The organism is Aeromicrobium sp. 9AM (genome assembly GCF_902506105.1).
Lineage (GTDB): Bacteria > Actinomycetota > Actinomycetes > Propionibacteriales > Nocardioidaceae > Aeromicrobium.
The window spans coordinates 634,601-659,208 of sequence record NZ_LR733303.1 but is presented as its reverse complement, the minus strand read 5'-3'; the positions used below and the strand labels follow the sequence as shown (position 1 = coordinate 659,208).

Sequence of the window (24,608 nt, the reverse complement as noted above, 5' to 3'; positions counted from 1 at the left end):
TCGTCCCTCGCGGCTCCTCAGTCACCGAGTCTGCGGAGGAGCGCCACCGGATAGCGAGCGAGCAGAGCGGACAGTGAGATCTGCCCGCCGCTGACGTCCGTCCCGGTGATGACGTCGGTCCACTCGCCATCCGTGAGCGTCAACGTCGTGTCGCCCCAGCCGCCCGCCGCCTCGAGGCCGACCGGAAGGCGCGTGCCGATGACGACGAGATCCTCGCTCCGGGCGTAGGCCAGGGCGTGATCGGCGGCAGGACCCTCGGCGGCCAACGGTCGATAGCCCTCGAACAGCTCCGGCCGATCGCGGCGAAGCGTGAGGGCACGCTGCACGACGAGCAGCTTGGTCGCGCCCGAGAGGTCGAGGTCCGGCATGAGACCCTCGTCGAACCGGGCCAGCATCTCACGGCGCAGGCCGTAGTCGACGGGTCGGCGGTTGTCGGGGTCGACCAGGGAGAAGTCCCACAGCTCGGTGCCCTGATAGACGTCGGGCACACCGGGCGCGGTCAGCTGGACGAGCTTCTGGGTCAGCGAGTTGGACCAGCCAGCCGCCTCGATCCGGTGGACGAAATCCTCGACCTCGTCGCCGAGCTCATCGCGTACGCGCGAGGGCCAGGCGGCGACGGACTTCTCGAACTCCTCGTCGGGCTCGGTCCAGGTCGTGCGCAGCTTGGACTCACGCGCCGCCTTGAGCAGGTAGTCGCCGAGCCGTTCGTCACTGATCGGGCAGGCGCCGACGAGCGTCTGCCACGCGAGCAGGTTGAGCGACGGGTCGTCGATGCCGCACCGCTCGGTCCACGAGGCGACGGTGTCGGCGAACTCGTGAGCGACCTCCGACAGCACGGCCATGCGGGCGCGGGTGTCCTCAGAACGCTTGGTGTCGTGGGTCGTCAACGCGGTCATGGTGGCCGGCCGATCGGCGGACCGCGCGGCGGCGAGCCGGTGGAACTCATCGAGGCTCAGGCCCCACACGTCGGGCGAGCCCCCGACCTCGTTGAGCGCAGCGAACCGGGTGAAGCGATAGAAGGTCGTGTCCTCGGTGCCCTTGGCGACGACCATGCCGGAGGTCTGCTGGATGCGGGTCGCCAGCTCGCCGGCCGGATCGGCACGCACCTGCTCGTCGAGTGCCGTGAGAGCGGCATCGAGATCGGGGCGCCGTGAGCGAGCGCGGTCGATCGCATCGGACCAGGTCGTGTCCACCTCTGGCAGGTAGGCCCGATAGACGCCGAACGCGATCATCGTCTCGGCGACCGCCGCCCGAGCCGATTCGGCATCGACACCGGTGACCAACGCGGCGATGCGGCGCACCTCGGCGACGAGGATCTTGTCGGTGACGAGACGCCGGGCCTCCTCCTCGACCGCGGCGTAGTCGGTACGAACGCCGAGTCGCTCGGCGAGCTTGGTGAACGTCGCCTCCCCCGCCGGATCGAGCAGCACACCGGACAGCTCGCGCATCGCGTCGTAGCCCGTCGTGCCCTCGACGGGCCAGCTCGCGGGCAGTTGCTCGCCGGGGTGCAGGATCTTCTCGATCACGATCCACGCGTTCGGTGCTGCCTCGCGGAGACTGCGGGCGTACGCCCCGGGGTCGGCGAGCCCGTCGGGGTGGTCGACGCGCAGGCCGGTCACCTCTTCGGCGTTGACCCAGGTGAGGATCTCGCGATGCGTGTCGTCGAAGACCTCAGGATGCTCGACGGCCACCGCTGCCAGGGTCGTGATGTCGAAGAAGCGGCGGTAGTTGAGCTCGGTGTTGCCGCGCCGCCAGTCGACGAGCTCGTAGTGCTGCCGGTCGTGGACCTCTCGAGGCGTCAATGTCCTTTCGACAAGCTCAAGGACCGTTTGCGGATTGATCGGGAAGCGGTGGCCTGCGTAGACCAGCTCGTCGCCCTCGATCGTCAGCTCGGCGAGGTCGTCGGCCGAGCCGAGCACCGGCACCAGCACGCGACCTCGCGACCAGTCGATGTCGAAGTGGTGCGCGTATGCGGACGCCTGGCCCTCGCGCAGCACGCTGTGCCACCACGGGTTGGCCGCCGGCACCTCGACGGACATGTGGTTGGGCACGATGTCGACGACCAGCCCGAGCCCGGCCTCGCGGGCGGCGGCAGCGAGCGAGCGGAAACCCTCCTCGCCGCCCAGCTCGTCGCGCATGCGCGTCGGGTCGGTGACGTCGTAGCCGTGGGTCGAGCCGGGCGTCGCCTCGAGGACCGGCGACACGTACACGGCACCGATGCCGAGGTCACGGAGGTAGCCGACGACGGCGCGAGCGTCCTCGAAGCCGAACTCCGGCCGCAGCTGCAGGCGGTAGGTGGACGAGGGAACAGTCATGAGGGCACCCGCTGCAGGACGACGAGCGAGCGCGAGCGCACGTTGACCGTGGCGCCGGACTCGAACATGTCACCGCCGGGCTGCTCGACGGCGCCGGTCGTGGTGTCGACGACGACGGTCCAGGTCTTGCCGTAGTCACCGTCGGGCAGCGTGAACTCGATGTCCTCGTCGTGCGCGTTGAACGCGAGCAGGAACGAGTCGTCGACGATGCGCATGCCGCGAACGTCGCGGTCGGCGATCGCGTCGCCGTTGAGGAACACGGCGATCGACCGGCCGAAGGCGTCGTCCCAGTTCTGCTCCTTCATCTCCTCGCCCGACGGCGTGAACCAGGCGATGTCGCGCAGCTCGTCGGCCTTGCGGATCGGCTTGCCCTGGAAGAAGCGACGCCGCCGGAACACCGGATGACGCCGCCGGAACGCCGTCAGCGCCGAGGTGAAGTCCAGCAGCTCCGCCTCGTCCTCCGCGAGGTCCCAGTCGACCCACGCGATCTCGTTGTCCTGGCAGTACGCGTTGTTGTTGCCACCCTGCGTGCGGCCGAGCTCATCGCCGTGCAGCACCATCGGGACACCCTGCGACAGCAGCATCGTGGCCATCAGGTTGCGGCGCTGTCGTCGTCGCAGCTCCAGGACGGCCGGGTCGTCGGTGGGACCCTCGACGCCGCAGTTCCACGAGCGGTTGTCGTCGGCGCCGTCGCGGCCGTCCTCGCCGTTGGCCTCGTTGTGCTTGTCGTTGTAGGACACCAGGTCGTTGAGCGTGAAGCCGTCGTGCGCCGTGACGAAGTTGATCGAGGCGTACGGGCGGCGGCCGTTGTCCTGGTAGAGGTCGGACGAGCCGGTGATGCGGGAGGCGAACTCGCCGAGCGTCGCGGGCTCGCCGCGCCAGAAGTCGCGGACCGTGTCGCGGTAGAGGCCGTTCCATTCGGTCCACAGCGGCGGGAAGTTGCCGACCTGGTAGCCGCCGGGGCCGACGTCCCACGGCTCGGCGATGAGCTTGACCTGGCTGACGACCGGGTCCTGCTGCACGAGCTCGAAGAACGTCGCGAGCTTGTCGACGTCGTAGAACTCACGCGCCAGCGTCGCGGCGAGGTCGAAGCGGAAGCCGTCGACGTGCATCTCGGTGACCCAGTAGCGCAACGAGTCCATGATCAGCTGCAGCGTCTGCGGGCTGCGGACGTTGAGCGAGTTGCCGGTGCCGGTGTAGTCCATGTAGTGCTGCTCGTCGTCCTCGACGAGGCGGTAGTAGGCGCAATTGTCGATGCCGCGCATCGAGAGCGTCGGCCCGAGGTGGTTGCCCTCGGCGGTGTGGTTGTAGACGACGTCGAGGATGACCTCGATGTCGGCCTCGTGCAGGGCACGCACCATGCCCTTGAACTCCTCGACCTGCCGGCCGGGCCGTGAGGCGTACGCGTCGTGGGGCGCGAAGAATCCGATCGTGTTGTAGCCCCAGTAGTTGGTCAGGCCCTTCTCGGCCAGGTAGTGATCGGTGATGAACTGGTGCACCGGGAGCAGCTCGATCGCGGTGACGCCGAGCGACTTGAGGTGCGCCACGATCGCCGGGTGGGCGATGCCGGCGTACGTGCCGCGCAGGCTCTCGGGGATGTCCGGGTGCGTCTGGGTCAGGCCTTTGACGTGCGCCTCGTAGATCACGGTCTCGTTGTAGGGCGTGCGGGGCAGCCGGTCGTTGGCCCAGTCGAAGAACGGGTTGACCACCAAGGAGTACGGCACGTGGCCGGCTGAGTCGTCGTCGTTGCGCTGGTCGGGCTGCTCCAGGTCGTACGCGAACAGCGCCGGGTCCCAGTCGAGGTCACCGCTGATCGCCTTGGCGTACGGGTCGATCAGCAGCTTGTTGGGGTTGCAGCGGTGGCCGTGCTCGGGCTCGTACGGCCCGTGCACGCGGAAGCCGTAGCGCTGGCCCGGGGCGATGCCGAGGAGGAAGCCGTGGTGGACGAAGCCGTCGACCTCCTCGAGTCGGATCCTCGTCTCAGTGCCGTCCTCGTCGAACAGGCACAGCTCGACGTACTCGGCCGCCTCTGAGAACAGGGCGAAGTTGGTGCCGGTGCCGTCGAACGTCGCGCCCAACGGATAGGACTTGCCGGGCCACGGTTGCACGTGCGTCCCCTCGTCTTCGATGTCGGTCATGAAGTGGCCGGCCGGGCTGCGCGCAACGGGGCCACGGCAGCGAGTACCCGTTCGTCGGCAAAGAACGCATCGAGATCGACAGGAAGTGGGATGCGCCAGTTGGGATACTCATCGACCGTGCCCGGCAGGTTGGGCTGCTGCAGCTGGCCGACAGCGTCGGCGGGCGAGCTGAGCACGAGCCGCGACGCCGCCCGCGCGATGACGGCGTGCAGCGCGACGACCGGATCGTCGGCAGGTATGCCCTCGGCGCGCAGCAGGTCGAACAGCGCCGCGCGGTCGGACTTCGCCTGCGCGTACGCCTCGTCGGCCGGCCCGTCGAGCAGGTCGAGGTCGGCCTGGACGCGGATCCGCTCGTCCTGCAGCCAGCCGGTCACGGTCGGCAGGTCGTGCGTGCTGATGCTGGCCATGGTCTCGGGCTCCCAGTCCTGCGGCGGGATGTGCGGCTGGCCGGGCGCGTCCCAGTCACGCTCGAACCACAGCACGGCGGAGCTGAGCAGCCCGCGCTCGTGCATCGTCTCGGTGACGACGTCCTCGACGGTGCCGAGGTCCTCGCCGACGACGATCGCTCCGGCGCGGTGCGCCTCCAGGGTCAGCACCGCGAGCATGACCTCGGAGTCGTAGTGCACGTACGTCCCACGGTGCGCGGGCTCGCCCGGCGGGATCCACCACAGGCGCCACAGACCGGCGACGTGATCGATGCGGATGCCGTCGCCGTGGCGCAGGACGCTGCGGATGACGTCGCGGAACGGGGCGTAGCCGGACTCGGCCAGCTTGTCGGGACGCCACGGCGGCAGCCCCCAGTCCTGGCCGAGCGGGTTGAACGCGTCGGCCGGGCAGCCCACGCGTACGTCGGAGGCGAAGACGTCCTGCAGCGCCCAGGCGTCGGCGCCGCCGGGATGCACGCCGACCGGGAGGTCGTGGACGATGCCGACCGCCATGCCGGCGTCGTGCGCGGCGGTGCGGGCCGCGTCGAGCTGGTCGCGGCAGAGCAGCTGGAGCCAGGCGTGGAACGCGATGCGGGTGCCCAACGACGTACGCGCGTCCGCGACCGCCTCACCGGCCGGATCGCGCAGCTCTTCGGGCCACTCCCGCCAGTCCGCGCCGTGCAGCTCGGCGAGGGCGGCGAAGGTGGCGAACGCCTCGAGGTCCGGATCGTCGAGGGTCACGTCGCCGGCGTGGGGCCAGAGCAGCTCGAGCGCCGCGAGCTTGGCCGCCCACACCGCGTCGTAGTCGATCAGTTCCGTGTCACCCTCCGGCGCGAGGGCCAGGACGTCTTCGCGGGTCCGATCGTCCGCGGCCGCGAACGCGTCGATGTCGCTCACGCGGAGGTAGAGCGGATTGGCGAAGCGACGGCTGGCCGGCGAGTACGGCGAGCGCTCCAGCGGGTGCGACGGCATGAACGCCTGGACCGGGTTGACCAGCAGCACGCCGGCACCCTGTTCGGCCCCGGCGCGGCCGGCCATCTCGGCCAGATCGCGGTAGTCGCCCATCCCCCACGACTCGGCGGACCTCAAGGCGTACAGCTGCAGCATCCAGCCCCACGTGCGCGGGACCTCGGGCATCCGGGCCGGCGCGACCACGAGGGTGATCTCCTGCTCATCGGTGATCAGGTGGTGCCAGCCGAGCGGGAGGTTCGCCGGCAGCTCACCGTCGACGTCGAGCGTCGAGCCGTCCTCGAGCAGCACCCGGCCGGCGACGCCCAGGTGATGGGCCGAGCCCTGCGCCACGGCGATCGTCGCAGGGAGCGGATGCCGCGCGCTCTCGGCGTCGACCCGCTCGAGCTCACGCTGGATCGACTCGGCGCTGCTCGCGTCCACGTCGAGGCGGGCCAGCACCGCCACGACGATCTCGTCGTCGACCGTGACGGTCTCGCGGTCGGATCCCTCGTACGCCAGGGCAACACCGTGTGCAGCGGCGAGGCGGCTCAGGGCATCAGCGTCGTCGGTCACTCGTCAAGCATTGTCGGTGACCGGTCACTGCGCAAAATCAGCTGCCGCTGAACGTAGCCTTGCCCGGGCCGTTCTCGATGAACGAGCTCATGCCGGCCGACTGGTCGTCGGTCGCCCAGAGCGCGGCGAACTCGGTGCGCTCGATCTCGAGCCCGGTCTGCAGGTCGACCTCGAGGCCGCGGTCGATCGCGTTCTTGGCCGCGCGCAGGGCGAGCGCCGGACCGCCGACGAACTGCGTGGCCCACTCGACGGCCTTGGCATAGACCTCGTCGGCGGGGTGAAGCTGGTCGACGAGACCGATCGCGAGCGCCTCGTGCGCGTCGACGAACCGGCCGGAGTAGATCAGCTCCTTGGCCTTGGCCGGGCCGATCAGTCGCGACAGTCGTTGCGTGCCGCCGGCGCCGGGGATGATGCCGAGCAGGATCTCGGGCTGGCCGAGCTTGGCGTTGTCGGCGGCAAAACGTACGTCGGTCGCCAACGCGACCTCGCAGCCGCCGCCGAGGGCGAAGCCCGTGATGGCCGAGACGGTAGGCTTGCCGATCGCCGCGAGCGAGCGGGTGAACGCCTGCAGGAGGTGGGCGTGGCTGGAGACCTCCTGATAGGACATCGCCGCCATCTCCTTGATGTCGGCGCCCGCAGCGAAGACGCGCTCACCGCCAAAGACCACGACCGCCGCGACATCGGCCCGCTCGTCTGCCTCGGTGCACGCGTCGATGATCTCCCGCTGCATCTGCGCATCCAGGGCGTTCATCTTCGGACGGTCGAGGCGGATCGTGCCCACCCCGTTGCTGACCTCGAGTCGTACGAACTCACCCATCGTGCCTCCAGCCGCGTCGTCGGCGGGCGCCCCGCCGTCGGGTCGAGCATAGGACAGGGCCAACGGGGGCAAGACGTGGCCCGAGACCCTTGACATGTCGACACCAACACGGTCGAATCAACACAAAGCCACAGGAACACACGCAATTTCACACCCGCGCCTCAAAGGACCCGCCCATGCCCAGCAAGAACGTCATCGTCGGCTCGGCCGTCGGCCTGCACGCCCGCCCCGCAGCACTGATCGCCCAGGCGGCGGTCGAGGCCGGCGTCCCGGTGACGATCGCAGTCCCCGGCGGCACCCCGGTCGACGCCGGTTCGGCCATGATGATCATGACGCTCGGTGCGAAGGCCGGCGCCGAGGTCGTTGTCGAGAGCGAGGACGAAGCCGTGCTCGCCAAGATCGCCGACCTCGTCGAGCAGGACCTCGACTCCTAGTAGTGACGCGCGGCTCACCGCACCCTTCGCGCCACGACCTTCGCGTCGACGGTGCCACCCTCGGCGTACGCTGCGATGCCGTCACTCGTCAGGTCGGGAAAGACCAGGTCCGTGATCGCCACCTGGCCGTCGCGGGTGAACACCTCGACCGATGACCGGTCCACGAGGATCCGCAGCCTGAGCCTGCCGTCGACCAGCGGCACCGCGACGCGATGCGTCGCTGGGAACGCGGGGCTGAACGAGTCCTCCCCCGAGCCGGTCCGGTCGACGTACAGCTGACCGCGGGACCAGCCGATCCGCGTGCCCTGGCCGGGCCCCTTGCGGACCACGACGCCGGTGTCGCTCGTCCCGTGGGGAGTGAGCGTGACCTCGAGGTCGAGAGCGGTGCCGCGTACGCGGAGCGTGCGGCTGCCCGAGACCCGCTTCACGCTCTCGACGACGGGCTTGCCGAGGTGCCGGTCGAGCTCCGCGACCGGCTGCTGCACCAACGTGGGCCGTCCGGCCACATCGGTGAGCGTGAGCTCGCGTGCGATCGACTGCGCACCGCGCCACGGCGAGGTCGGCGTGGTGTTGGCGTAGTCCCAGTTGCCGAGCCAGCCGATCTGCACCCGCCGGTCGTGGGGAAGGTTGTTGAAGCTCACGGCGGCGTAGTAGTCCGCGCCGTGATCGACCCACCGCGTCCGGGCGGCGGAGTCGAGGGCCGGCCTGTTCGACAGCATCGCCTGGTCGGCGTACAGGTGACCCCAGCCGCCGGTCGCGGTGTCGACGAACTCCAGGTGCCCGGTCCTGCCCTGCAGGTCGGCGAGATCCCACGACGTCCAGTCGAGCGACGCGGCGTTGGTGCCCGTGGCCGAGCGCACGACCTTGCCGTCGACGACGAGGTTGGCGGTCGTCTCCTGGCTCCACGGAGCGGCTGCCTCGTCCGACTGCACGATGTGGTCGACCATGAGGTGGCCCCAGTCAGCCGTGCGCTGGTCGGTCACCTCGACGTACGCGGACCGGCCTCGCCAAGCGCTGACGTCCCAGACCTTCCAGTTCAGGTTGGGCGAGTTGTCCCCCGTCGCGGTCTGCACGACCTTGCCGTCGACCACGAGCGACACCGCGGTCGGCTCCGGGCCCGACAGCGGGTGATTGCCACCGGCGACGAGCAGGTTGATGTGGTCACGATCGATCGTGAACTCCTGGGAGCGCACGGTGCCGACGGCCGCATCGCAATCCGTCCAACAGGTGTCGAGCACGCCGCGACCGACCCGGCCAGGGAGGTCGCTCGACGTGGCATTGACGAGGTTGGTGAAGTCGCCCGTGCCGGTCCACCCGGCCTGGAGCCCGTCGGCCTCGAAGTCGGCGATCAGGTCGCCCTCCGGCGGTCCGGTCGAACCGCCCTCGACGTGCGGGAGCTTGCCGCCGCCGACGAGCAGGTTGAGGTAGCGCTGGTCGATCGCGAAGTCCGGGGAGCTGAGGGTGCCGGTCTGTGAGTCCCCGGTCCCGAAGCTGTCGACGTACGTCTTGCCCATCGCGCCGATGACATCGGCCGGTGGGGTGTCCGGACCTGCTCCAAATGCCGCTCCGGTCGTGGACCACCCGGCGCCCCAGGTGTCACCCTCGAAGTCGCTGATGACCTTGCCTGCGGGAGGCGTGTAGGACGCGTCAGGGGACGTGAACGTCGAGCCGTCGAACGTACCGGTGAAGTACTGCACCTTGCCGGAGACGCTCACCGTGAGCACCCACTTCTTGGTGGTGACCCCGGCGGCGTTCTTGTATGACAGCTGGAACAGCTCCGGGCACTCCCAGACGCCACCGGCGGCTCCGGCGGGGCCGAAGTCGCTCTCGTGGCGCCAGGACTTGAGATCGGTGCTGGAGTAGATGCCGACCTTCCGCTCGGCCGACTTCGCCACGGCCATGACCCAGCGACGGGTCTGCGGGTGCCAGCTGACCTTGGGATCGCGGAAGTCCGTGGAGCCGATGTCCAGCACCGGGTTTCCGGCGTACTTCGTCCAGGTCTCGCCGTCGTCGAGGCTGTAGGCCAGCGCCTGCCGTTGGAGGTTGGTGTGCCGGTTGCGACTGGTGTAGATCGCGACGAGCGGCGGGTTGGCCGCGGTGCCGAAGCCCGACGAGTTGGCCTGGTCGACGACGACGCTGCCCGACCAGATCTCCTCGTTCTCGTCGGCGGTCAACGCGATCGGACGCTGGGTCCAGCGCACCAGGTCCGTGCTGGTGGCGTGCCCCCATGAGCCGTTGCCGGCGGTGCTTCCTGACGGGTTGTACTGGTAGAAGAGGTGGTAGACCCCCTTGTGGCGTACCAGCCCGACGGGGTCGTTCATGAAGTTGGTGGCCGGCGTGAAGTGGTACGCGGGCCGCCACTGCGTCGTCTCGTCAGCACCCGATGCGGCAGGCATGCCGAACGCCGCGACGACCGACGCAACCACCAGGCCGAGGATGAGACGCAGCCTCATGGGCGGCCGGCAATCGGCGGCAGCTCGTCTCGCGTCGGCGGCTCGGCACCGGCCCGGCCGACCGTGATCGCCGCGGAGATGTTGGCGTGATGCATGTACGAGCGCAGGTCCGACAGCGAGAGCCCGCGTACGCCTGCGGCCGGGTCGGCGCTGCCGGACGCCACCAGGCCGGTCGTCGTCATGGCATCGATGAGCCCCGACATGTAGGAGTCGCCCGCGCCGACCGTGTCGATGACGGGAGTCGTCGACGAGGCCACGTGCACCTCGCCGGCGGCATGCACCGCGAACGAGCCGCGGGCGCCTGCCGTGATGACGACCAGGCCCGCCCCGAGCTCGATCCACGTCCGCGCGACGGCGGTCGGTGCGATGCCCGGATAGAGCCAGTCGAGGTCCTCGTCGCTGACCTTGACGACGCCGCAGGACGCCATGAGCCGGGTCAGCCGGGTCAGCACCGCATCGCGGTCGTCGAGCAACCGCGGCCGGATGTTGGGGTCGAACGTCACGAGCGCCGTCTCCGACGCGCGCTTGACGAGCGCCTCCACCGCATCGGCTCCGGGGCCGAGGTAGGCCGCGATCGAGCCGGTGTGGACCAGCGGCCCGATCGGCACGGTGTCGAGGCCGGCGGGGTCCCAGGTGATGTCGAAGTCATATCGGGCAGCGCCGCGCGCGTCGAGCCACGCAGTGGCCGTCGAGGTCGGCGCAGCACTGATGCTGCCCGGTGCGATCTCGACGTGGCTGCGCTCGAGGGCCGCGCGGACGACCTTGCCGCGCTCGTCATCACCGAGGCTCGTGGCCAGCGTCACGGGATGACCGAGGCGGCCCAGCCCGACGGCGACGTTGGCCGGGCTGCCGCCCGGGTGCTCGCTGCGCCGGCCGTCGGACCTGACCACGATGTCGACGAGCGACTCCCCCACGACGAGGATCACGTGACGACCATGGCGCCGGTCATGATCGCGACGGCCTCTTGCGGCGTGTGCGTCTTGGGCGTGATGACCGCTGCGCGCCGGCCGAGCCGCTGGATCTGGATGCGGTCGGCGACCTCGAAGACCTGGGGCATGTCGTGACTGATGAGGATCACCGGCATGCCCTGGTCGCGCAGGTCGCGTACGAGCTGCAGGACCTGCGCCGACTCGCGTACGCCCAGCGCCGCCGTCGGCTCGTCGAGGATGACCACCTTGGAGCCGAATGCCGCAGCGCGTGCCACGGCAACCGCCTGGCGCTGACCGCCCGAGAGGTTCTCGACGGCCTGCGTCATGGACTGCAGCGTCGAGATGCCGAGGTCCTCGACCTGCTGCTTGGCGCGGTCGCGCATGCCCTTCTTGTCGAGCATCCGGAACACCGAGCCGCGTACGCCCGGCAGTCGCTGCTCGCGCCCGAGGAACAGGTTGCTCGCGATGTCGAGCGCCGGCGACACGGCCAGCGTCTGGTAGACCGTCTCGATGCCGGCCTTGCGGGCGTCGTCCGGGCTGTCGAAGGAGACAGGCCGACCCTCGACAAGCAGTTCGCCTGCGTCAGGGACGTAGGCGCCCGAGAGGCACTTGATGAGGGTCGACTTGCCGGCTCCGTTGTCGCCGATGATCGCCAGCACCTCGCCGGCGTGCAGCTCGAGGTCGACGCCGGCGAGGCCGACGACGTGACCGAACGTCTTGACGAGGCCCTTGGCCTGCAGGACGGGGGTGCTGGTTGCTGTGGTTGCCGTGGAGGTCATGCGCGTGCCTTCCTGATCCACTGGTCGACAGAGACCGCGATGATGACGAGCACACCGACGGCGAGGGTTTGGTAGAGCACGTCGAGTCCCGCGAGGCTGAGCCCGTTGCGGAACACACCGACGATGAGGGCGCCGATCAGGCTGCCCCACAGGGCGCCGCGGCCACCGAAGAGGCTCGTGCCGCCGATCACGACTGCCGTGATGGAGTCGAGGTTCGCGTCGACGCCCGCGTTGGGGCTGGCGGCGTTGACGCGGCCCATGAGGATCCAGCCTGCCGCGGCGAACAGCGCACCGGCGGTGACATAGACGCTGAGGATGACCCGCGTGACGTGGATGCCGCTCAGTCGTGCCGACTCCGCGTCGTCGCCGACGGCGTACACGTGGCGACCCCACGAGGTCTGGCTCAGGGCGAACGCGACCGAGATGTAGAGCAGGATCATCAGCACGACGCCGTACGTGATCTGGGCGCCGGCGACGTCGAACGACTTGCCGGTCCAGGTCAGGAGCCCCGGCATCTCGATGCCGCGGGTCGTCGCGGCGTCGGAGTAGAGCAGCGCGACCGCGGTGAACACGTTGAGGGTGCCGAGCGTGACGATGAACGGCGGCAGGTTGAGGCGGGTGACGAGCACACCGTTGATGACACCCGTGGCGACACCGATGACCAGTGCGGCGAGCAGTGCCAGCGGGCCGGGCCAGCCGTGGTCAGTGGCCACACCGGCGGCGACCAGGGTCGAGAGGATCATCGCTGCGCCGACGGACAGGTCGATGCCTGCGGTCAGCACGATCAGCGTCTGCCCGATCGCGAGCGCGCCGATGACGGCGACCTGCTGCACGACCAGCGACAGGTTCGCGGTGCTCAGGAACCGGTCGTTGAGCAGGCCGAACACGATCAACGAGATGATCAGGACGACGGCGGGGCTCAGGGCCGGATAGCGGTGGAGCAGCGTGCGTACGCGGTCGAGCGGGCTCTGGGGGCGGGTCAGACCGGCTTCGGTCAGCACCTCGAGCGGATGGTCGACGAGCGCGGTGTCTTCGGGTTCGGATGTCATGTCAGGTGGTCCTCTCGGTGGGATCGGGGCGGGGTTGCGGCGGGGCGCCCCTGGAGGAGGGCGCCCCGCCGACGACACTCAGCCCCAGCAGGTCGACTTGCCTGCAGCGGTGTCGACGCTCTCGACGCCGTCCTGAGGATCGTCCGTCACGAGCTTGACGCCGGTGTCGAAGAAGTCCAGACCGGCAGTCGTCTTGGGCTTCTCCTTGTCCTTTGCCAGCTTCGCGATCGCTTCGACGCCCTTGGCAGCCATCTCCAGCGGGTACTGCTGAGCAGTCGCGCCGATGATGCCGTCCTTGACGTAGCCGACGCCGGCGCAGCCGCCGTCGACCGAGACGATCGTGACGCCCTTCTCCTTGCCCGCGCTCTTGAGCGCCTGGTACGCGCCGTAGGCCGCGGGCTCGTTGATCGTGTAGACCACGTTGATGTCGGGGTTCTTCGACAGGCAGGTCTCCATGGCGGTCGTGCCGCCGTCCTCGGCGCCGTTGGTCGCCTCGTTGCAGACGATCTGGTAGTCACCGCCGCTGTAGCTGCCGGACTTGGCCTCGTCGCCGTTCTTCTTCTCGTCCTTGGTGGGGATGCCCATGCCCTTCAGGAAGCCTTGGTCGCGGTTGTAGTCGACCGAGACGACCTTGTCGCTGAACAGGTCGAGCATCGCGACGACGGCCTTCTTGCCGTCGAGCTTCTTGGCAGTCCACGCGCCGATCGACTCACCGGCCTTGAAGTTGTCCGTCGCGAACGTGATGTCGACGGCGTCGGCCGGGTCGGGTGCGGTGTCGAGCGCGATCACGAAGAGGCCGGCGTCGCGGGCCTTCTCGATCGCGTCCACGACGGCGGGGCCGTTGGGCGTGATGAGGATGCCCTTCTGGCCCAGCGAGATCGCGTTCTCGATGGCCTGGATCTGGGTGTCCTCGTCGCCGTCGGTCTTGCCGGCCGCGAGCTTGAGGTCGACGCCGTTCGCCTTGGCGGCCTTCTTGGCGCCGTTCTGCATCGCGACGAAGAAGGGGTTGCTGGTCGTCTTGACGATGAGCGAGACGCCGACCTTGTCCGAGCCGCCGGAGCCGGAGTCCGACCCCCCACAGGCCGACAGCATCAGCGTGGATGCCAGCACGGCGACCGCGGCGGCGGCGAAGCGCCGGTGGGCAGATGGTGTTTTCACGATGCTTTCCTCTCACAACGCCAGACCGTCTGACATCGTTGTCATAGAGTGTTCTACCTCACACAGATTCGCGCGTCAAGGGCTAGGCTGTGTCCCATGACACCGTTGTCACCCAAACCCGCGCCTCGTCAGCGGCCCACGATGAAGGACGTCGCGCGCGAGGCCGGCGTCGGCATCAAGACCGTCTCGCGGGTCGTCAACGGCGAGGGCTACGTCGGCGAAGCCACGGCCGCTCGCGTACGCGCCGCGGTCGAACGACTCTCCTATCGGCGCGACGTCAGCGCCGGCTCGCTGCGCCGCGCGGACCGCCGCACTCTGAGCATCGGCCTGCTGCTCGGGGACGTCTCGAACCCCTTCGACGCCCAGGTGCACCGGGGCGTCGAGGACGCTGCCGGAGCTGCGGGCTTCGCCGTGCTCTCGGCGAGCCTCGACGAGGACCCCGAGCGCGAGCGCGAGCTCGTGCCGACGATGGGGGCATACCAGGTCGACGGGCTCATCGTGATGCCGGCGGGCCCGGACCCGACGGCCTTGCAGCGCGAGATGGATGCCGGAATGCCGGTCGTGCTCGTCGACCGCGGGATCGAGGGCCTCGAGACCGACAGCGTCGTGGTCGACAACGAGAGTGGCGCCCGGCTCGCCACCGAGCACCTCATCTCGTACGGGCACCGGCACATCGCGTTCATGGGCGACCGCCAGTTCCTGCCCACGGCCCGCATGCGACTGGAGGGCTACCGGCAGGCCTGCTGGGCGGCCCGCGCCGCGACGCACGTCGTGATGGACCTGTCCAACGAGTACCTCGCAGAGACCGCGACGCGAGCGATGCTGCAGTCGAGCCCCGCGCCGACAGCCATCTTCGCGGCGCAGAACCTCGTGACGATCGGCGTCGTGCGCGCGCTGCGCAGCCTCGGCCTGGAGCACGAGATCGCGGTGGTCGGCTTCGACGACATCTCGCTCGGCGACCTGGTCTCCCCCGCGATCAGCGTCATCGCGCAGGACCCGCACCTGATCGGCAAGATGGCCGCCGAGCGACTGCTGTCGCGCATCGGCGGTGACGCCGGCCCGGTCGAGGAGATCGTCGTCCCGACGTCGTTCCTGCTCCGCGGCTCAGGCGAGATCCCGCCGGTCTGAAGGGTCGGGACCTGCCGCCGCGCTGACCCGCTCCCGTACGAGGAACAGTGGCGCGGCGAGCGCCAGCACGACGCCGCCGACGATGATCGCGAAACCGGTCGACACGCCGGTCGCGATGACGCCCAGCGTGATCGCGCCGATCGAGCCGGCGGGCTGCATCGCCATGGATGCCAGCGAGAGCACCGTCGCACGGTTCTCCTTGCCGACCTGCTCGTGCAGCAGCGTCTCGTAGATCGCGCCGGCGGCGGAGTGCACGGCGTACGTCGCGAAGAGGCCCAGGATCAGGCCTGCGGGACCGGCCGCGAGACCCATCGCGACGACCGTCGCGCCCTGGACGATGCGCAGGGTGACCGACACCCCGACCATGCTCCACCGGCGCAACAGAAGCGGGACCATGGCTGCCCCGAGCGCGGAGACGCCCCATGCTGCCGCGGTGACCGGACCCATGACGGCGGCGGCCTCGTCACGGTCAGACAGCAGCTCGGACAGCCGGATCGGCATGAACGACTCGAACGCGATCATGCCGAAACCCCAGAACAGCTCGACCGCGACAAGTGCGCGCAGGACCCGCGAGCGCCACAACAGCCGGGCGCCGTCGAGGATGACCCGCGGCGTGGCCCGGATCGAGTGCAGGACGCCGGCGACCCGCGCCGACCGGTCCTCGTGCATGAGCACCATCGCGACGACGATCTGCACCATCGCGAGTGCCGTGGCGATCCAGTAGGGCAGGGCCAGGGAGTCCTCCCGCCCCAGCGGCGCCCACACGATGATCAGGCCGGAGATCACCGCGCCGACCGCGATCGACGCTCCCACCACGCTGGCGTAGCCGGAGAGGCCACGCACGACCGTGGCGTTGCGGTCCGCGACTGACTCGTCCTCGTGGACCGCGTCGACGAACCAGGCGTTGAGCGGACCGCTGTCGAGCGCGCGGAACACCCCGCTCAGCGCGCTCGCGACCACGAACGCCAGCATGACCTGCGCGAGGGCCGACGTGACGTACGACGCCAGTGCGACGACGGCTGAGGCGACGAAGACCGGCTTGCGGCCGAGCGCGTCCGCGAACCCGCCGGTCGGCAGCTCGAGCAGCAGCACGACGAACCCCTGGGTCGCCGCGACCATGCCGTACTCGGCGATCGTCAGGCCACGCTCGAGCGGGAGGAGAGCGCCGACGGGGATGACGAACCCCGTGGGCAACCACCGGAGGCCGGCCAGCAGCCAGAACCGCGTTCGCAGGGTCATGCCGCGGGCCGGGGCAGGATCAGGGCGTGCAGGACGACGCGCTCGGCGCCCTGCCTGCCGGCGTAGCGCTGCACGACGGCGAAGATCTCCTGCTCCAGCGCCTCGATGTCGTCAGGATCGAGGTCGAGGGCGTAGTCGCTCATGCCGATGCCGGGCCGGTGATCGGTCCAGGCCTCGAGGCCCTCGCGGAGGTACTCCTCCTGGCGCCGGCGCACCACGTCGAGGTACTCGCGGCCGCCGTCGAGCCCGGCGAGGGTCGCGGGGTAGGTCGTCAGGTCGTACAACGACTTCCACCGCCGCTCCCGCCCGGACGACTGCTCGTCGTCGTCGCTCACGAAGCCGAACCGCTCGAGCTGGCGCAGGTGATAGGACGTCGAACCGCTGGACTCCCCCAGCTCCCTGGCCAGCTCGGAGGCCGTCGACGGGCCAAGGCGGCGCAGGGCACCCAGCAGCTGCATCCGCAGTGGGTGCGAGACCGCCTTGAGCGTGTCGAGGTCCTCGACGACCTTGTTGGTCAGGGTCATACAGCGACCCTATGACTGCAAAGACCTCTTTGCAAACAATTCTTTGCAGTCAGGCGGCGATGGCTTCGGCCCGCGCCGGCAGCAGGAGCGCGGAGTCGCCGAACTCGTGCCAGTCGTACGCGCGCTCCACGGCGGCGTCGTACGCCAGCTGGGTCAGCCGCGGACCCGCGACGGCCTCGACCAGGAGCAGGTGCGACGCCGCCGGATCGTGCCACCCCGTGATGAGTCCGTCGACGACGCGTGGTGGTGCCTCCCGTGTCACGACGCGCTCGGTCCAGCCCTCACCCGCCTCGACCTTCGCCTGTCCTGGAGCGCCCCGGACGGCCGACTCGAGCGCGCGCGTGACGGTCGTGCCGACCGCGATGATGCGCCCTCCCCCGGCCCTCGTGGCATTGACGAGCCGCGCGGTCGATCCACTGACCTCGAACCACTCGGGCTGCGGCGCCTCGCCGGCTTCCTGCGACGAGACTCCGGTGTGCAGCAGGATCGGCGCGATCGCGATGCCCTGCGACACGAGCCGGGTCACCACATCAGGGGTGAACGGCCGGGCAGCGCTCGGCATCTCGGCGCTGCCGGGGGTCGTGCCGAAGATCGTCCGGTAGTCCTCGATCGGGTACCGCCGGTCGAGATAGCCGTACGCGATGGGGCGCCCCACCCGCGCGAGCAGGTCGTGGAGCGGGGACTCCCCGGCGTACGACACCCGCCACAGCCGGTTGCCGGTGCCGGTGGGCGACGAGTGCTCCCGTGGATAGGGCTCCAGCAGGGTGAGGGCGGCCGGCTCTCCGGCTCCGGTGAGCGTCAGGGTCTGTCCGGCCGCTGCGTCGAGGACCGCCCAGGCGGCGTCGGGCGCCGTGCGGACCTCGACGACCCAGGTGCCGTCGCGCAGGTCGGTCGCCACGTGCACCACGACCTCGCCGCTCGAGGCGCCCGCGCCCGACAGCACGGCGTCGACCTCGCCGGCGATGGTCTGCGAGGCGTTGACGACCACGAGGTCGCCGGGCTCGAGATGATCGGCCAGGTCGCCGAACCGGGCGTGGGTCAGCTGGTCGCCGTGCGCCACCAGCAGGCGTACGTCGTCGCGGCGGAGCCCGCGCGCCTCGGCCGGGGACGGCGCCGTGCGGTCGCCGGGCGGAGCGAACGTGGTCAACGGCGTGATGTCGATCTGCGTCATGTCACGCCCCCGCGTTCGCCGGGACGAGCTCGGCCGCGCGGTAGCGCCCGCTCGGCGGCCGGTCGTCGAGCAGCGCCAGGAAGCCCGGCACGACGCTCTCGGGCAACGGCCGGTCCGAGATGTCCTGACCGGGGAACGCGTCCTGGTGCATCTGCGTACGCATGTCGCCGGGGTCGACGACCCACCAGCGCAGGCCGGGCTCCTCGGCCGCGAGCGTGAGCGTCAGGTGCTCGAGCGCGACCTTGCTCGCGGCGTACGCACCCCACGTCTCGTAGTGATCGACCGCGGCGTCCGACGTGAGGTTGATGACCGCTGCGCCCGGCTCGAGGTACGGCCGGAGGGTGCGGATCAGGGCGGCCGGAGCGACGACGTTGGTCTCCCACACGTCGCGCAGCACCTGGTCGTCCAGCTCCAGCACCGGCCGCAGTGGGCTCAGCCCGAGGGTGCTGGCGTTGTTGACCAGCAGGTCGAGCCCGTCCGTGATGCTCGCGGCGATCGCGGAGCGGTGTCCCGCGTCGGTCACGTCGCCGGCCAGCGGCGTGACACGTCGGCCGAGCTCGCGGGCGACGGCGGCGAGGCGGTGCTCGTCGCGACCGGTGAGGATGACGTCCCAGTCGCGCGCGACCAGGCCGGCGGCCAGTGCGCGTCCCAGGCCGGCAGAACCGCCGGTGATGAGTGCTCGGGGCATGACGTGCTCCTTGGTGGTGTCCGATGAACTGACACCAGCCAACAACCTCAACCGCAGTTGAGGTCAACCCACAGCTAACCGACCTTGCCGGCGAGCACGCAGTAGGTGAAGAAGATGACGCCGAGCAGCAGGCCCACGTGGCCCAGGATCGACAGGTACGGCCCTTCGGCCCACGTGTCGTCCACCGCCGGCGCGGCATGCTTGCCCGCGCCGGGCAGCCAGCGCGCGAGGATCAGGATCCCGACGACGACCTCCAGCCACCAGAGCACCAGCGCGACCAGTCCGAGCCCGTCACTGGGCGAGGTCAGGTAGAAGATCCAGACGGCAAGGGCAAGCACGCCGAGCACGGTGTGCGCGTTGAGGATCGTGCCGGGGATCTGTGCATGGCCCGGCTGCCGGCCGGTGGCGGACAGCCGCATACGCGTGAGGAGGACGACGACGGCGGCGAGCGCCGTCAACATCCAGAGCACGTTGTCGAGTTCCATCCGGGCATCGTGGCACAGGTCACGGCCAGCCGGATACCGCGAGTACGCGCTACTGCGGCTCGGAGACGTCCGCGACCTGCGCGTCGAGCACAAGGACCAGGTCAGCCGCATCCACGGTGAGCCCGACGCCGTGGGCGCCACCGCCCACGGAGATCGTGCCGCTCACCCGCTCATCGACCACGACGGGCCACGCTCGCAACGAACCGAACGGCGTGATCGTGCCGCGTTCGTAGCCGGTCACCTCGAGCGCGATCGCCGCGTCGGGCATCGACAACCGCGAGACACCGAGGAGCTGGCGCAGCTTGGGCCACGAGATCGTCCGGTCGCCCGGCACCAGCACGAAGAGGAAGTCGTCGTCCGCACGGCGCACGACCAGGCTCTTGACGAGCTGCGACGGTTCGATGCCACGGGCGGCGGCGGCCTCGGCGAGCGATCGAACGGGGCCGTGACGGCTCACCTCGTACGCGATCCCGGTGGCCTCGACGGCTGCGACGGCGCGTTCCTCACTCACCCCACGAGCGTACGCACGCATGCGAACTCTCAACACAAGTTGTGCCGGCTCACAGCGTTCCCACACGTATCCGGACTTGAGTCGAAGACAGGACTCAATGAGGAGCACGACATGAACGATCAGCCACCGACCCCAGAACCCGAGCGACAGCCCCAGTCGCACGTCCGTACGCGTCGGCGCCCCGGCCGGCTCGGTATCGCCGCGATGGCGGGCGCGGCGGTACTCGGCGTCTCGGGACTCGCGTACGCCGCGCAGGCGAACGACACCGCGGCGACGGCAGCGTCGACCCAGACGCTGACCCAGCTCCCGACCGAGAATCGGTCCGACCGCGACGCCACGGTCCTTCCGCTCGATCCCCAGGCGCGTTCGCTGGAGAACCTCGAAGGCACCACCGACGCCACCGCCGCGCAGGAGGCCGGACTCGTCTACATCAACTCCACCGTCGACTACGGCGCCGGACAGGCGGCCGGCACGGGGATGATCCTGACGTCGAACGGCGAGATCCTCACGAATCACCACGTCATCGAGGGCGCCACCGCGCTCACGGTGCAGGTCGTCTCGACCGGCAAGACGTACCAGGCTGCGGTCGTCGGCTACGACGCGACGCACGACGTCGCGGTGCTCCAGCTCGAGAACGCGTCGGGCCTCACCACGATCAAGCCGGACACCTCCGGAGGCGTCCAGGTCGGCGACAAGGTCACGGGCGTCGGCAACGCCAACGGCGATGGCGGCGCCGCGAGCGCGGCCGCCGGGACCGTGGCGGCGCTCAACCGGTCGATCGCGGTCCAGTCGGACATCGGTGACAGCGGCGAGCACCTCAGCGGCCTGATCCAGGTGTCGGCCGACATCATCGCCGGCGACTCCGGCGGCGCACTCTACGACGCCGATGGCGAGGTCATCGGGATGAACACCGCGGCATCGAGCGGAAAAGCCAACGTCACGGGCTACGCCATCCCGATCGGGCAGGCACTCACGATCGCCGCGCAGATCGAGAGCGGCACTGCGAGCGACAGCGTTCACATCGGGGCGACGGCATTCCTGGGCGTGCAGATGGCCCAGTCGCTCGGCGAGTCGGACGGCGCTCTGGTGGCCGGCACGGTCAGCGGGTCGGCAGCCCGCTCCGCAGGCATCACGCGCGGCAGCACGATCACCTCGTTCAACGGCTCGACGATCACCTCGGCGGCACAGCTCCCGAAGGCGGTGGCGGGCGTCGCTGCCGGGAAGTCGGTGGACGTGTCGTGGACCGACGCGTCCGGCGCGAGCCACACCGCGACCGTCACGCTCAAGGCCGGGCCCATCGGCTGAGTGCTCGTCGCGGAGGGTCGGTAGCCTGAACGGGTGACCGAGACCCTCCGCGACGGCGACCTCGTGCTCGAGCCCACGTCGGGGTCCGACGAGTTCACGGGCTTCGCCATCGTGCTCGACGGAGAGCGCGTCGGCACCATCGCGCTGCGCGGCGAGGACCGGCGTACGGCCTCGATCCGCTGGAACGCCGGCACCGACAACATCCCGGTCGCCGTCAGAGCCCTGCGACTCGCCCTGACGTACGCCTTCGACGACCTCGGCATGACACGGGTCGAGGCCCGCGTGCCGATCGAACGGCTCGGCGACGTGCGGGCCGCGTCGATCGCGGGCATGCGGCGCGAAGGCGTGCTCCGCGGCGCCGGCGACGACCCCGACCGCGCCCTCCTCGCGCGGATCGTCGACGACCCCGAGCCGTTCAGCCGCGACGGGTTCATCGCGATCCTCAACGCCGGGCTGCCGACCAAGCGGGTCATCAGCCAGGGCCTGCTGCGCGACGAGCAGGGCCGGGTCCTGCTGTGCGAGCTGACCTACAAGCAGGAGTGGGACCTGCCCGGCGGCGTCGTCGAGGTCGGTGAGGCGCCCTCGATCGGCCTCGTCCGCGAGCTGCAGGAAGAGCTCGGCATCACGGTCGAGGTCCGCGACCTCATCACGGTCAACTGGCTGCCGGCCTGGCGCGGCTGGGACGACGCGTGCATCTTCCTGTTCGACCTGGGCGTCGTCGACAGCTCGCTCACCGACGACATGACACTGCAGGCCACCGAGATCAAGTCCGTGCGTTGGTGCGATCCGCCGACCGTACGCGCGAATGCCGCCGCCGCCGCGATCGAGCTGCTGGAGGCCGTCGAGTCCGGTTCGCTGCCGACGTACCGCGAAGCCCCCAAGGCCGCCGAGTAGTCCCAGGCATGACGAAAGCCCCGGAGCAAGCTCCGGGGCTTTCGTGGGTGTTACTTCAGATCAAGAAGATCAGAGGGGACGAATGTTCGTCGCCTGCAGGCCCTTCTGGCCCTGCTCGACGTCAAACTCGACCTTCTGGTTCTCGTCCAGCGAGCGGTAGCCGCTCGTGGCGATCGCGCTGAAGTGCGCGAAAACGTCTTCGCTGCCGTCGTCGGGGGCGATGAATCCAAAGCCCTTGTCAGCGTTGAACCACTTGACGGTTCCTGTAGCCATGTTGTTTCTCCTCTTTGGCGAGTGTCGCTCACGCCTTTCGCGAGCGACTGTCGCGACACACATCCAACCTGCGAGAAGAACTAGCTACCTTGCGGAACTTGATCAGCCGTAGAATCCAACGTCGTGCAACGTGACCATGCTAGCGGGTCACACCCCTCTTTCGCATCTCACTGCGAATCTGCGCTCACGACGCCGCCGTACTGGCCGATCGCGCGGGGCTTATCGTTGCCGCCGGGGATGTAGAGCAACACCTGGTGGTAGTACCGCAGCTTGCCCGAGCTGGAGATGCCTGACGACAGGAACGCCTGCTGCGGAGTGCCCTCCGGCCAGCTGACCGTGAGGCCGTCCCTGACCTCGTACGTGTCGAGGCGCAGCAGGGTCACGAACGCCAGCGCTCCCCCGTCGCTGGTGCGCAGGACGTACTTCACAGGCTCGTTGCCCCACGACTGCGAGAACTTCACGCCCTCGAGCTTGGAGTTGTTCTCCGCTGTCGTCCGCATCTGCTTGATGAACGAGTCGTCGGCCACCGTGCCGGCCGCTGACGAGTCCGCATCGGCAAGAGTCCTGGCGTATGCCTTGGCGGCCTCGGTGGCCGACATCGACATCCCGACGCCGTCGTCGGGCTTGACGGTCAGCGCCTCGGAGCCCTCCTTGCGGATCGCGGGGATCGGCGTGTCGGCGAGCGTCTCCGGGCTGGCGACCAGCAGCCAGGGCTCGACGGCGGTCTGGCGCTCGAAGATCTGCACCCGGTTGACCCCCGCGTCGGCATCGCGCACGACCGCGAAGAACCACAGCGGGTATCTGCCGAACCGCGGGGTCTGCACGTCCGTGACCTCGACCGAGCCGGTGTCCTGCTTCTGCGTCTTGGCCAGCCGCTGCGACACCTCGAACGAACCGGTGTCGATCGCGAGCACGGGTCCGCTCTCGACGATCGACAACGGCTTGGCGTCGAGCAGCTCGATCGCGGTGTTGCGGACCTTGCGGTACTCGTTGAACACCGCGGTGACCTCCGGCATACGCGCCGCGGTCTTCTCGGGGCTGAGGTCGTCGCGCTTGTGCGGCACGGCGCACGCCGAGAGCGCGAGCGCGCAGATCAGGGCGAGCAGGACGAGGCGCTTCACGAGTCGTCCTCGTCGTCCACGATCTCGAAGTCGCCCAGCTCGTCCTCGCCCACCTCGTGCTCCACGCCGTCCTCGTCGACGAAGACGTAGACGACGCGCTCGTCGTCGGCCGGCTTCGGGGTCGGTTCGGGCTCCGGCTCCGGCTCCGGCTCCGGCTCCGGCTCCGGCTCGGGCTCGGGTTCCGGCTCCGGCTCAGGCTCAGGCTCCGGCTCCGGTTCCGGCTCGGGTTCCGGCTCCGGTTCGGGCTCAGGCTCAGGCTCGGGTCCCGGCTCCGGCAGGGAGTCGGCGGCCGCGGCGATCTCCGCAGCCGTCATGACGCCCGGGATGCGCGGCTTCTCCGGCAACGGCGCCGGCTCGGGCTCGGGCTCGGGCTCGGCGGCAACCTCGGGCTCGGGCGGGTCGACCTCGTCAACCTCCACGACCTCCACCGACTCGTCGACGATGTCGTACTCCACGGCCTCTTCAGCCGACAGCTCGTGCTCGACGCCGTCCTCGTCGACATACAGGTAGACGACTTCTTCCTCGATGATCGGGCCTTCCTCGTCATACGCGTCGGCGACCCACATCCGGGTGTCGCGGCGCATCAGCCAGCTGGACCACACGCCGGCCAGACCGAGCAGGAGCAGTGCGATGCCCTTGTAGAACCCACCCTTGATCCCGTACGCCAGCGAGACCTCGACGCCGGAGAGATTGGTCGAGCCGACCGACAGGATCACCGCGGAGACCGTCTCGTCGGGCAGCTTCGTGCTGATGCTGGCGCCGCCGAGCCCGGCCGACTGCGCGATCCACCAGTCGAGCGCGGTCGGCGCACCCGGCAGGTTGGGCCGGCCCTTGACCTCGTGCGTGCTGACGTCCCACGGCCGGTGGAAGCCGGTGACCTCCAGGCGCTGGGTCTTGCCGACGTAGTTCTCGACGTCGACGCTGTTGCCGATGCCGACGAAGATGGGCTTGCGGACCGGCACCTCCGCGAGCAGGTCGACCTGCACGTCGGCCCAGGAGATGACCCTGGGTGCCGTGACGATCGCGATCCCGTCGGTGTCGATCGGGTGCGGGCCGGTCGAGACGCGACTGTCCGGGCCGAGGTAGACCATGACGGCCAAGCCCAGGATCGCGACGAGGACGCTGAGCACGGAAAGTGCCCAGCTCAGCCTCGTCCGCATCTCCACACTCCCTCTCGGGCGTCAACGACTGACGCCGCCGTGAGCCTATCGGGGATCGCACCCCAGACCGGGCAGGCGGACGTGACCG

22 protein-coding genes are annotated in these 24,608 nt (G+C 69.7%); 4 read left to right on the top strand and 18 right to left on the bottom strand.

All coding sequences use genetic code 11. The features are described from left to right. Positions 1 to 17 precede the first annotated feature (17 nt). From treY to BOSE46_RS03325, 4 genes are read right to left on the bottom strand one after another with little or no spacing between them, the layout of a single operon-like run. Complete coding sequence (gene treY, locus BOSE46_RS03340; RefSeq protein ID WP_159538249.1) at positions 18 to 2,315, bottom strand: malto-oligosyltrehalose synthase; 2,298 nt, start codon at positions 2,313 to 2,315, stop codon at positions 18 to 20. Then, positions 2,312 to 4,453 (bottom strand): glycogen debranching protein GlgX, encoded by a 2,142-nt coding sequence (gene glgX, locus BOSE46_RS03335; RefSeq protein ID WP_201299501.1) that lies wholly within the window; start codon positions 4,451 to 4,453, stop codon positions 2,312 to 2,314. Before glgX ends, treY begins: the two co-directional genes overlap by 4 nt. After that, positions 4,450 to 6,402 (bottom strand): 4-alpha-glucanotransferase, encoded by a 1,953-nt coding sequence (gene malQ / locus BOSE46_RS03330; protein ID WP_159538247.1) that lies wholly within the window; start codon positions 6,400 to 6,402, stop codon positions 4,450 to 4,452. The genes glgX and malQ overlap by 4 nt, the downstream gene beginning before the upstream one ends. Before the next feature lie 37 nt (positions 6,403 to 6,439). Then, on the bottom strand, positions 6,440 to 7,219 hold the full coding sequence (locus BOSE46_RS03325) for an enoyl-CoA hydratase/isomerase family protein (protein ID WP_159539348.1): 780 nt from the start codon (positions 7,217 to 7,219) through the stop codon (positions 6,440 to 6,442). A 176-nt stretch (positions 7,220 to 7,395) separates the two neighbouring features. On the opposite strand from BOSE46_RS03325, the gene BOSE46_RS03320 reads away from it, so the two are divergent. Further along, positions 7,396 to 7,653, top strand: a complete 258-nt coding sequence (locus BOSE46_RS03320) for an HPr family phosphocarrier protein (RefSeq protein WP_159538245.1) — start codon at positions 7,396 to 7,398, stop codon at positions 7,651 to 7,653. Between the two features lie 14 nt (positions 7,654 to 7,667). Here the strand turns inward: BOSE46_RS03320 and BOSE46_RS03315 are convergent, their stop codons facing one another. The 5 genes from BOSE46_RS03315 to BOSE46_RS03295 all read right to left on the bottom strand — a co-directional run bounded on the left by BOSE46_RS03315 (position 7,668) and on the right by BOSE46_RS03295 (position 14,021). Beyond that, the gene (locus tag BOSE46_RS03315; protein ID WP_159538243.1) at positions 7,668 to 10,106 is read right to left on the bottom strand and encodes a GH32 C-terminal domain-containing protein; all 2,439 of its coding nucleotides are present in this window, start codon (positions 10,104 to 10,106) and stop codon (positions 7,668 to 7,670) included. Continuing rightward, positions 10,103 to 11,032, bottom strand: coding sequence for a carbohydrate kinase (locus BOSE46_RS03310; RefSeq protein WP_159538242.1), 930 nt, complete (start codon positions 11,030 to 11,032; stop codon positions 10,103 to 10,105). The genes BOSE46_RS03315 and BOSE46_RS03310 overlap by 4 nt, the downstream gene beginning before the upstream one ends. Continuing rightward, the gene (locus tag BOSE46_RS03305; RefSeq protein ID WP_159538240.1) at positions 11,029 to 11,814 is read right to left on the bottom strand and encodes an ATP-binding cassette domain-containing protein; all 786 of its coding nucleotides are present in this window, start codon (positions 11,812 to 11,814) and stop codon (positions 11,029 to 11,031) included. Before BOSE46_RS03305 ends, BOSE46_RS03310 begins: the two co-directional genes overlap by 4 nt. Continuing rightward, positions 11,811 to 12,863 carry an ABC transporter permease gene (locus BOSE46_RS03300; RefSeq protein ID WP_159538238.1) on the bottom strand — a complete coding sequence of 351 codons (1,053 nt, stop codon included), beginning with the start codon at positions 12,861 to 12,863 and terminating at the stop codon, positions 11,811 to 11,813. The genes BOSE46_RS03305 and BOSE46_RS03300 overlap by 4 nt, the downstream gene beginning before the upstream one ends. Before the next feature lie 78 nt (positions 12,864 to 12,941). Further along, complete coding sequence (locus BOSE46_RS03295; RefSeq protein ID WP_236551601.1) at positions 12,942 to 14,021, bottom strand: substrate-binding domain-containing protein; 1,080 nt, start codon at positions 14,019 to 14,021, stop codon at positions 12,942 to 12,944. A 96-nt stretch (positions 14,022 to 14,117) separates the two neighbouring features. Here BOSE46_RS03295 and BOSE46_RS03290 point away from each other — a divergent pair, with 96 nt between their 5' ends. Beyond that, complete coding sequence (locus BOSE46_RS03290; RefSeq protein WP_201299500.1) at positions 14,118 to 15,149, top strand: LacI family DNA-binding transcriptional regulator; 1,032 nt, start codon at positions 14,118 to 14,120, stop codon at positions 15,147 to 15,149. Here the strand turns inward: BOSE46_RS03290 and BOSE46_RS03285 are convergent. From BOSE46_RS03285 to BOSE46_RS03260, 6 genes are all read right to left on the bottom strand, one after another. Further along, positions 15,126 to 16,388, bottom strand: a complete 1,263-nt coding sequence (locus BOSE46_RS03285) for an MFS transporter (RefSeq protein WP_159538236.1) — start codon at positions 16,386 to 16,388, stop codon at positions 15,126 to 15,128. The genes BOSE46_RS03290 and BOSE46_RS03285 overlap by 24 nt on opposite strands. Beyond that, the gene (locus BOSE46_RS03280; RefSeq protein WP_159538235.1) at positions 16,385 to 16,912 is read right to left on the bottom strand and encodes a helix-turn-helix domain-containing protein; all 528 of its coding nucleotides are present in this window, start codon (positions 16,910 to 16,912) and stop codon (positions 16,385 to 16,387) included. Before BOSE46_RS03280 ends, BOSE46_RS03285 begins: the two co-directional genes overlap by 4 nt. 49 nt (positions 16,913 to 16,961) lie before the next feature. Then, positions 16,962 to 18,083 (bottom strand): S-adenosylmethionine:tRNA ribosyltransferase-isomerase, encoded by a 1,122-nt coding sequence (locus tag BOSE46_RS03275; RefSeq protein WP_159538233.1) that lies wholly within the window; start codon positions 18,081 to 18,083, stop codon positions 16,962 to 16,964. Position 18,084: 1 nt separating this feature from the next. Continuing rightward, entirely contained in the window at positions 18,085 to 18,771 is a 687-nt protein-coding gene (locus BOSE46_RS03270; protein ID WP_159538231.1) for an SDR family oxidoreductase, read from the bottom strand. A gap of 74 nt (positions 18,772 to 18,845) precedes the next feature. Continuing rightward, entirely contained in the window at positions 18,846 to 19,256 is a 411-nt protein-coding gene (locus tag BOSE46_RS03265; RefSeq protein WP_159538229.1) for a hypothetical protein, read from the bottom strand. Positions 19,257 to 19,305: 49 nt separating this feature from the next. Continuing rightward, complete coding sequence (locus BOSE46_RS03260; RefSeq protein WP_236551600.1) at positions 19,306 to 19,767, bottom strand: aminoacyl-tRNA deacylase; 462 nt, start codon at positions 19,765 to 19,767, stop codon at positions 19,306 to 19,308. A gap of 111 nt (positions 19,768 to 19,878) precedes the next feature. On the opposite strand from BOSE46_RS03260, the gene BOSE46_RS03255 reads away from it, so the two are divergent. Further along, positions 19,879 to 21,072, top strand: a complete 1,194-nt coding sequence (locus tag BOSE46_RS03255; protein ID WP_159538225.1) for a S1C family serine protease — start codon at positions 19,879 to 19,881, stop codon at positions 21,070 to 21,072. 33 nt (positions 21,073 to 21,105) lie between these two features. Next, entirely contained in the window at positions 21,106 to 21,966 is an 861-nt protein-coding gene (locus tag BOSE46_RS03250; RefSeq protein WP_201299499.1) for an NUDIX hydrolase, read from the top strand. Between the two features lie 69 nt (positions 21,967 to 22,035). Here BOSE46_RS03250 and BOSE46_RS03245 read toward each other — a convergent pair whose 3' ends face one another. The 3 genes from BOSE46_RS03245 to BOSE46_RS03235 form a co-directional block, all read right to left on the bottom strand. Beyond that, on the bottom strand, positions 22,036 to 22,239 hold the full coding sequence (locus tag BOSE46_RS03245) for a cold-shock protein (protein WP_056208020.1): 204 nt from the start codon (positions 22,237 to 22,239) through the stop codon (positions 22,036 to 22,038). A gap of 167 nt (positions 22,240 to 22,406) precedes the next feature. Then, a complete protein-coding gene (locus BOSE46_RS03240) occupies positions 22,407 to 23,360 on the bottom strand; it encodes a hypothetical protein (RefSeq protein WP_159538223.1) in 954 nt (317 codons plus the stop codon). Further along, positions 23,357 to 24,520 (bottom strand): hypothetical protein, encoded by a 1,164-nt coding sequence (locus tag BOSE46_RS03235; RefSeq protein ID WP_201299558.1) that lies wholly within the window; start codon positions 24,518 to 24,520, stop codon positions 23,357 to 23,359. The genes BOSE46_RS03240 and BOSE46_RS03235 overlap by 4 nt, the downstream gene beginning before the upstream one ends. Between the last annotated feature and the right edge of the window lie 88 nt (positions 24,521 to 24,608).

Excerpts from the sequence above, each read along its gene's own strand:
- BOSE46_RS03245 (WP_056208020.1), bottom strand. The coding sequence starts at position 22,239 with ATGGCTACAGGAACCGTCAAGTGGTTCAACGCTGACAAGGGCTTTGGA.
- BOSE46_RS03300 (WP_159538238.1), bottom strand. The coding sequence starts at position 12,863 with ATGACATCCGAACCCGAAGACACCGCGCTCGTCGACCATCCGCTCGAG.
- glgX (WP_201299501.1), bottom strand. The coding sequence starts at position 4,453 with ATGACCGACATCGAAGACGAGGGGACGCACGTGCAACCGTGGCCCGGC.
- BOSE46_RS03235 (WP_201299558.1), bottom strand. The coding sequence starts at position 24,520 with ATGCGGACGAGGCTGAGCTGGGCACTTTCCGTGCTCAGCGTCCTCGTC.
- BOSE46_RS03285 (WP_159538236.1), bottom strand. The coding sequence starts at position 16,388 with ATGACCCTGCGAACGCGGTTCTGGCTGCTGGCCGGCCTCCGGTGGTTG.
- BOSE46_RS03305 (WP_159538240.1), bottom strand. The coding sequence starts at position 11,814 with ATGACCTCCACGGCAACCACAGCAACCAGCACCCCCGTCCTGCAGGCC.
- BOSE46_RS03255 (WP_159538225.1), top strand. The coding sequence starts at position 19,879 with ATGAACGATCAGCCACCGACCCCAGAACCCGAGCGACAGCCCCAGTCG.
- BOSE46_RS03265 (WP_159538229.1), bottom strand. The coding sequence starts at position 19,256 with ATGGAACTCGACAACGTGCTCTGGATGTTGACGGCGCTCGCCGCCGTC.
- BOSE46_RS03320 (WP_159538245.1), top strand. The coding sequence starts at position 7,396 with ATGCCCAGCAAGAACGTCATCGTCGGCTCGGCCGTCGGCCTGCACGCC.
- BOSE46_RS03290 (WP_201299500.1), top strand. The coding sequence starts at position 14,118 with ATGACACCGTTGTCACCCAAACCCGCGCCTCGTCAGCGGCCCACGATG.
- BOSE46_RS03270 (WP_159538231.1), bottom strand. The coding sequence starts at position 18,771 with ATGCCCCGAGCACTCATCACCGGCGGTTCTGCCGGCCTGGGACGCGCA.
- BOSE46_RS03275 (WP_159538233.1), bottom strand. The coding sequence starts at position 18,083 with ATGACGCAGATCGACATCACGCCGTTGACCACGTTCGCTCCGCCCGGC.
- BOSE46_RS03280 (WP_159538235.1), bottom strand. The coding sequence starts at position 16,912 with ATGACCCTGACCAACAAGGTCGTCGAGGACCTCGACACGCTCAAGGCG.
- BOSE46_RS03325 (WP_159539348.1), bottom strand. The coding sequence starts at position 7,219 with ATGGGTGAGTTCGTACGACTCGAGGTCAGCAACGGGGTGGGCACGATC.
- BOSE46_RS03315 (WP_159538243.1), bottom strand. The coding sequence starts at position 10,106 with ATGAGGCTGCGTCTCATCCTCGGCCTGGTGGTTGCGTCGGTCGTCGCG.
- treY (WP_159538249.1), bottom strand. The coding sequence starts at position 2,315 with ATGACTGTTCCCTCGTCCACCTACCGCCTGCAGCTGCGGCCGGAGTTC.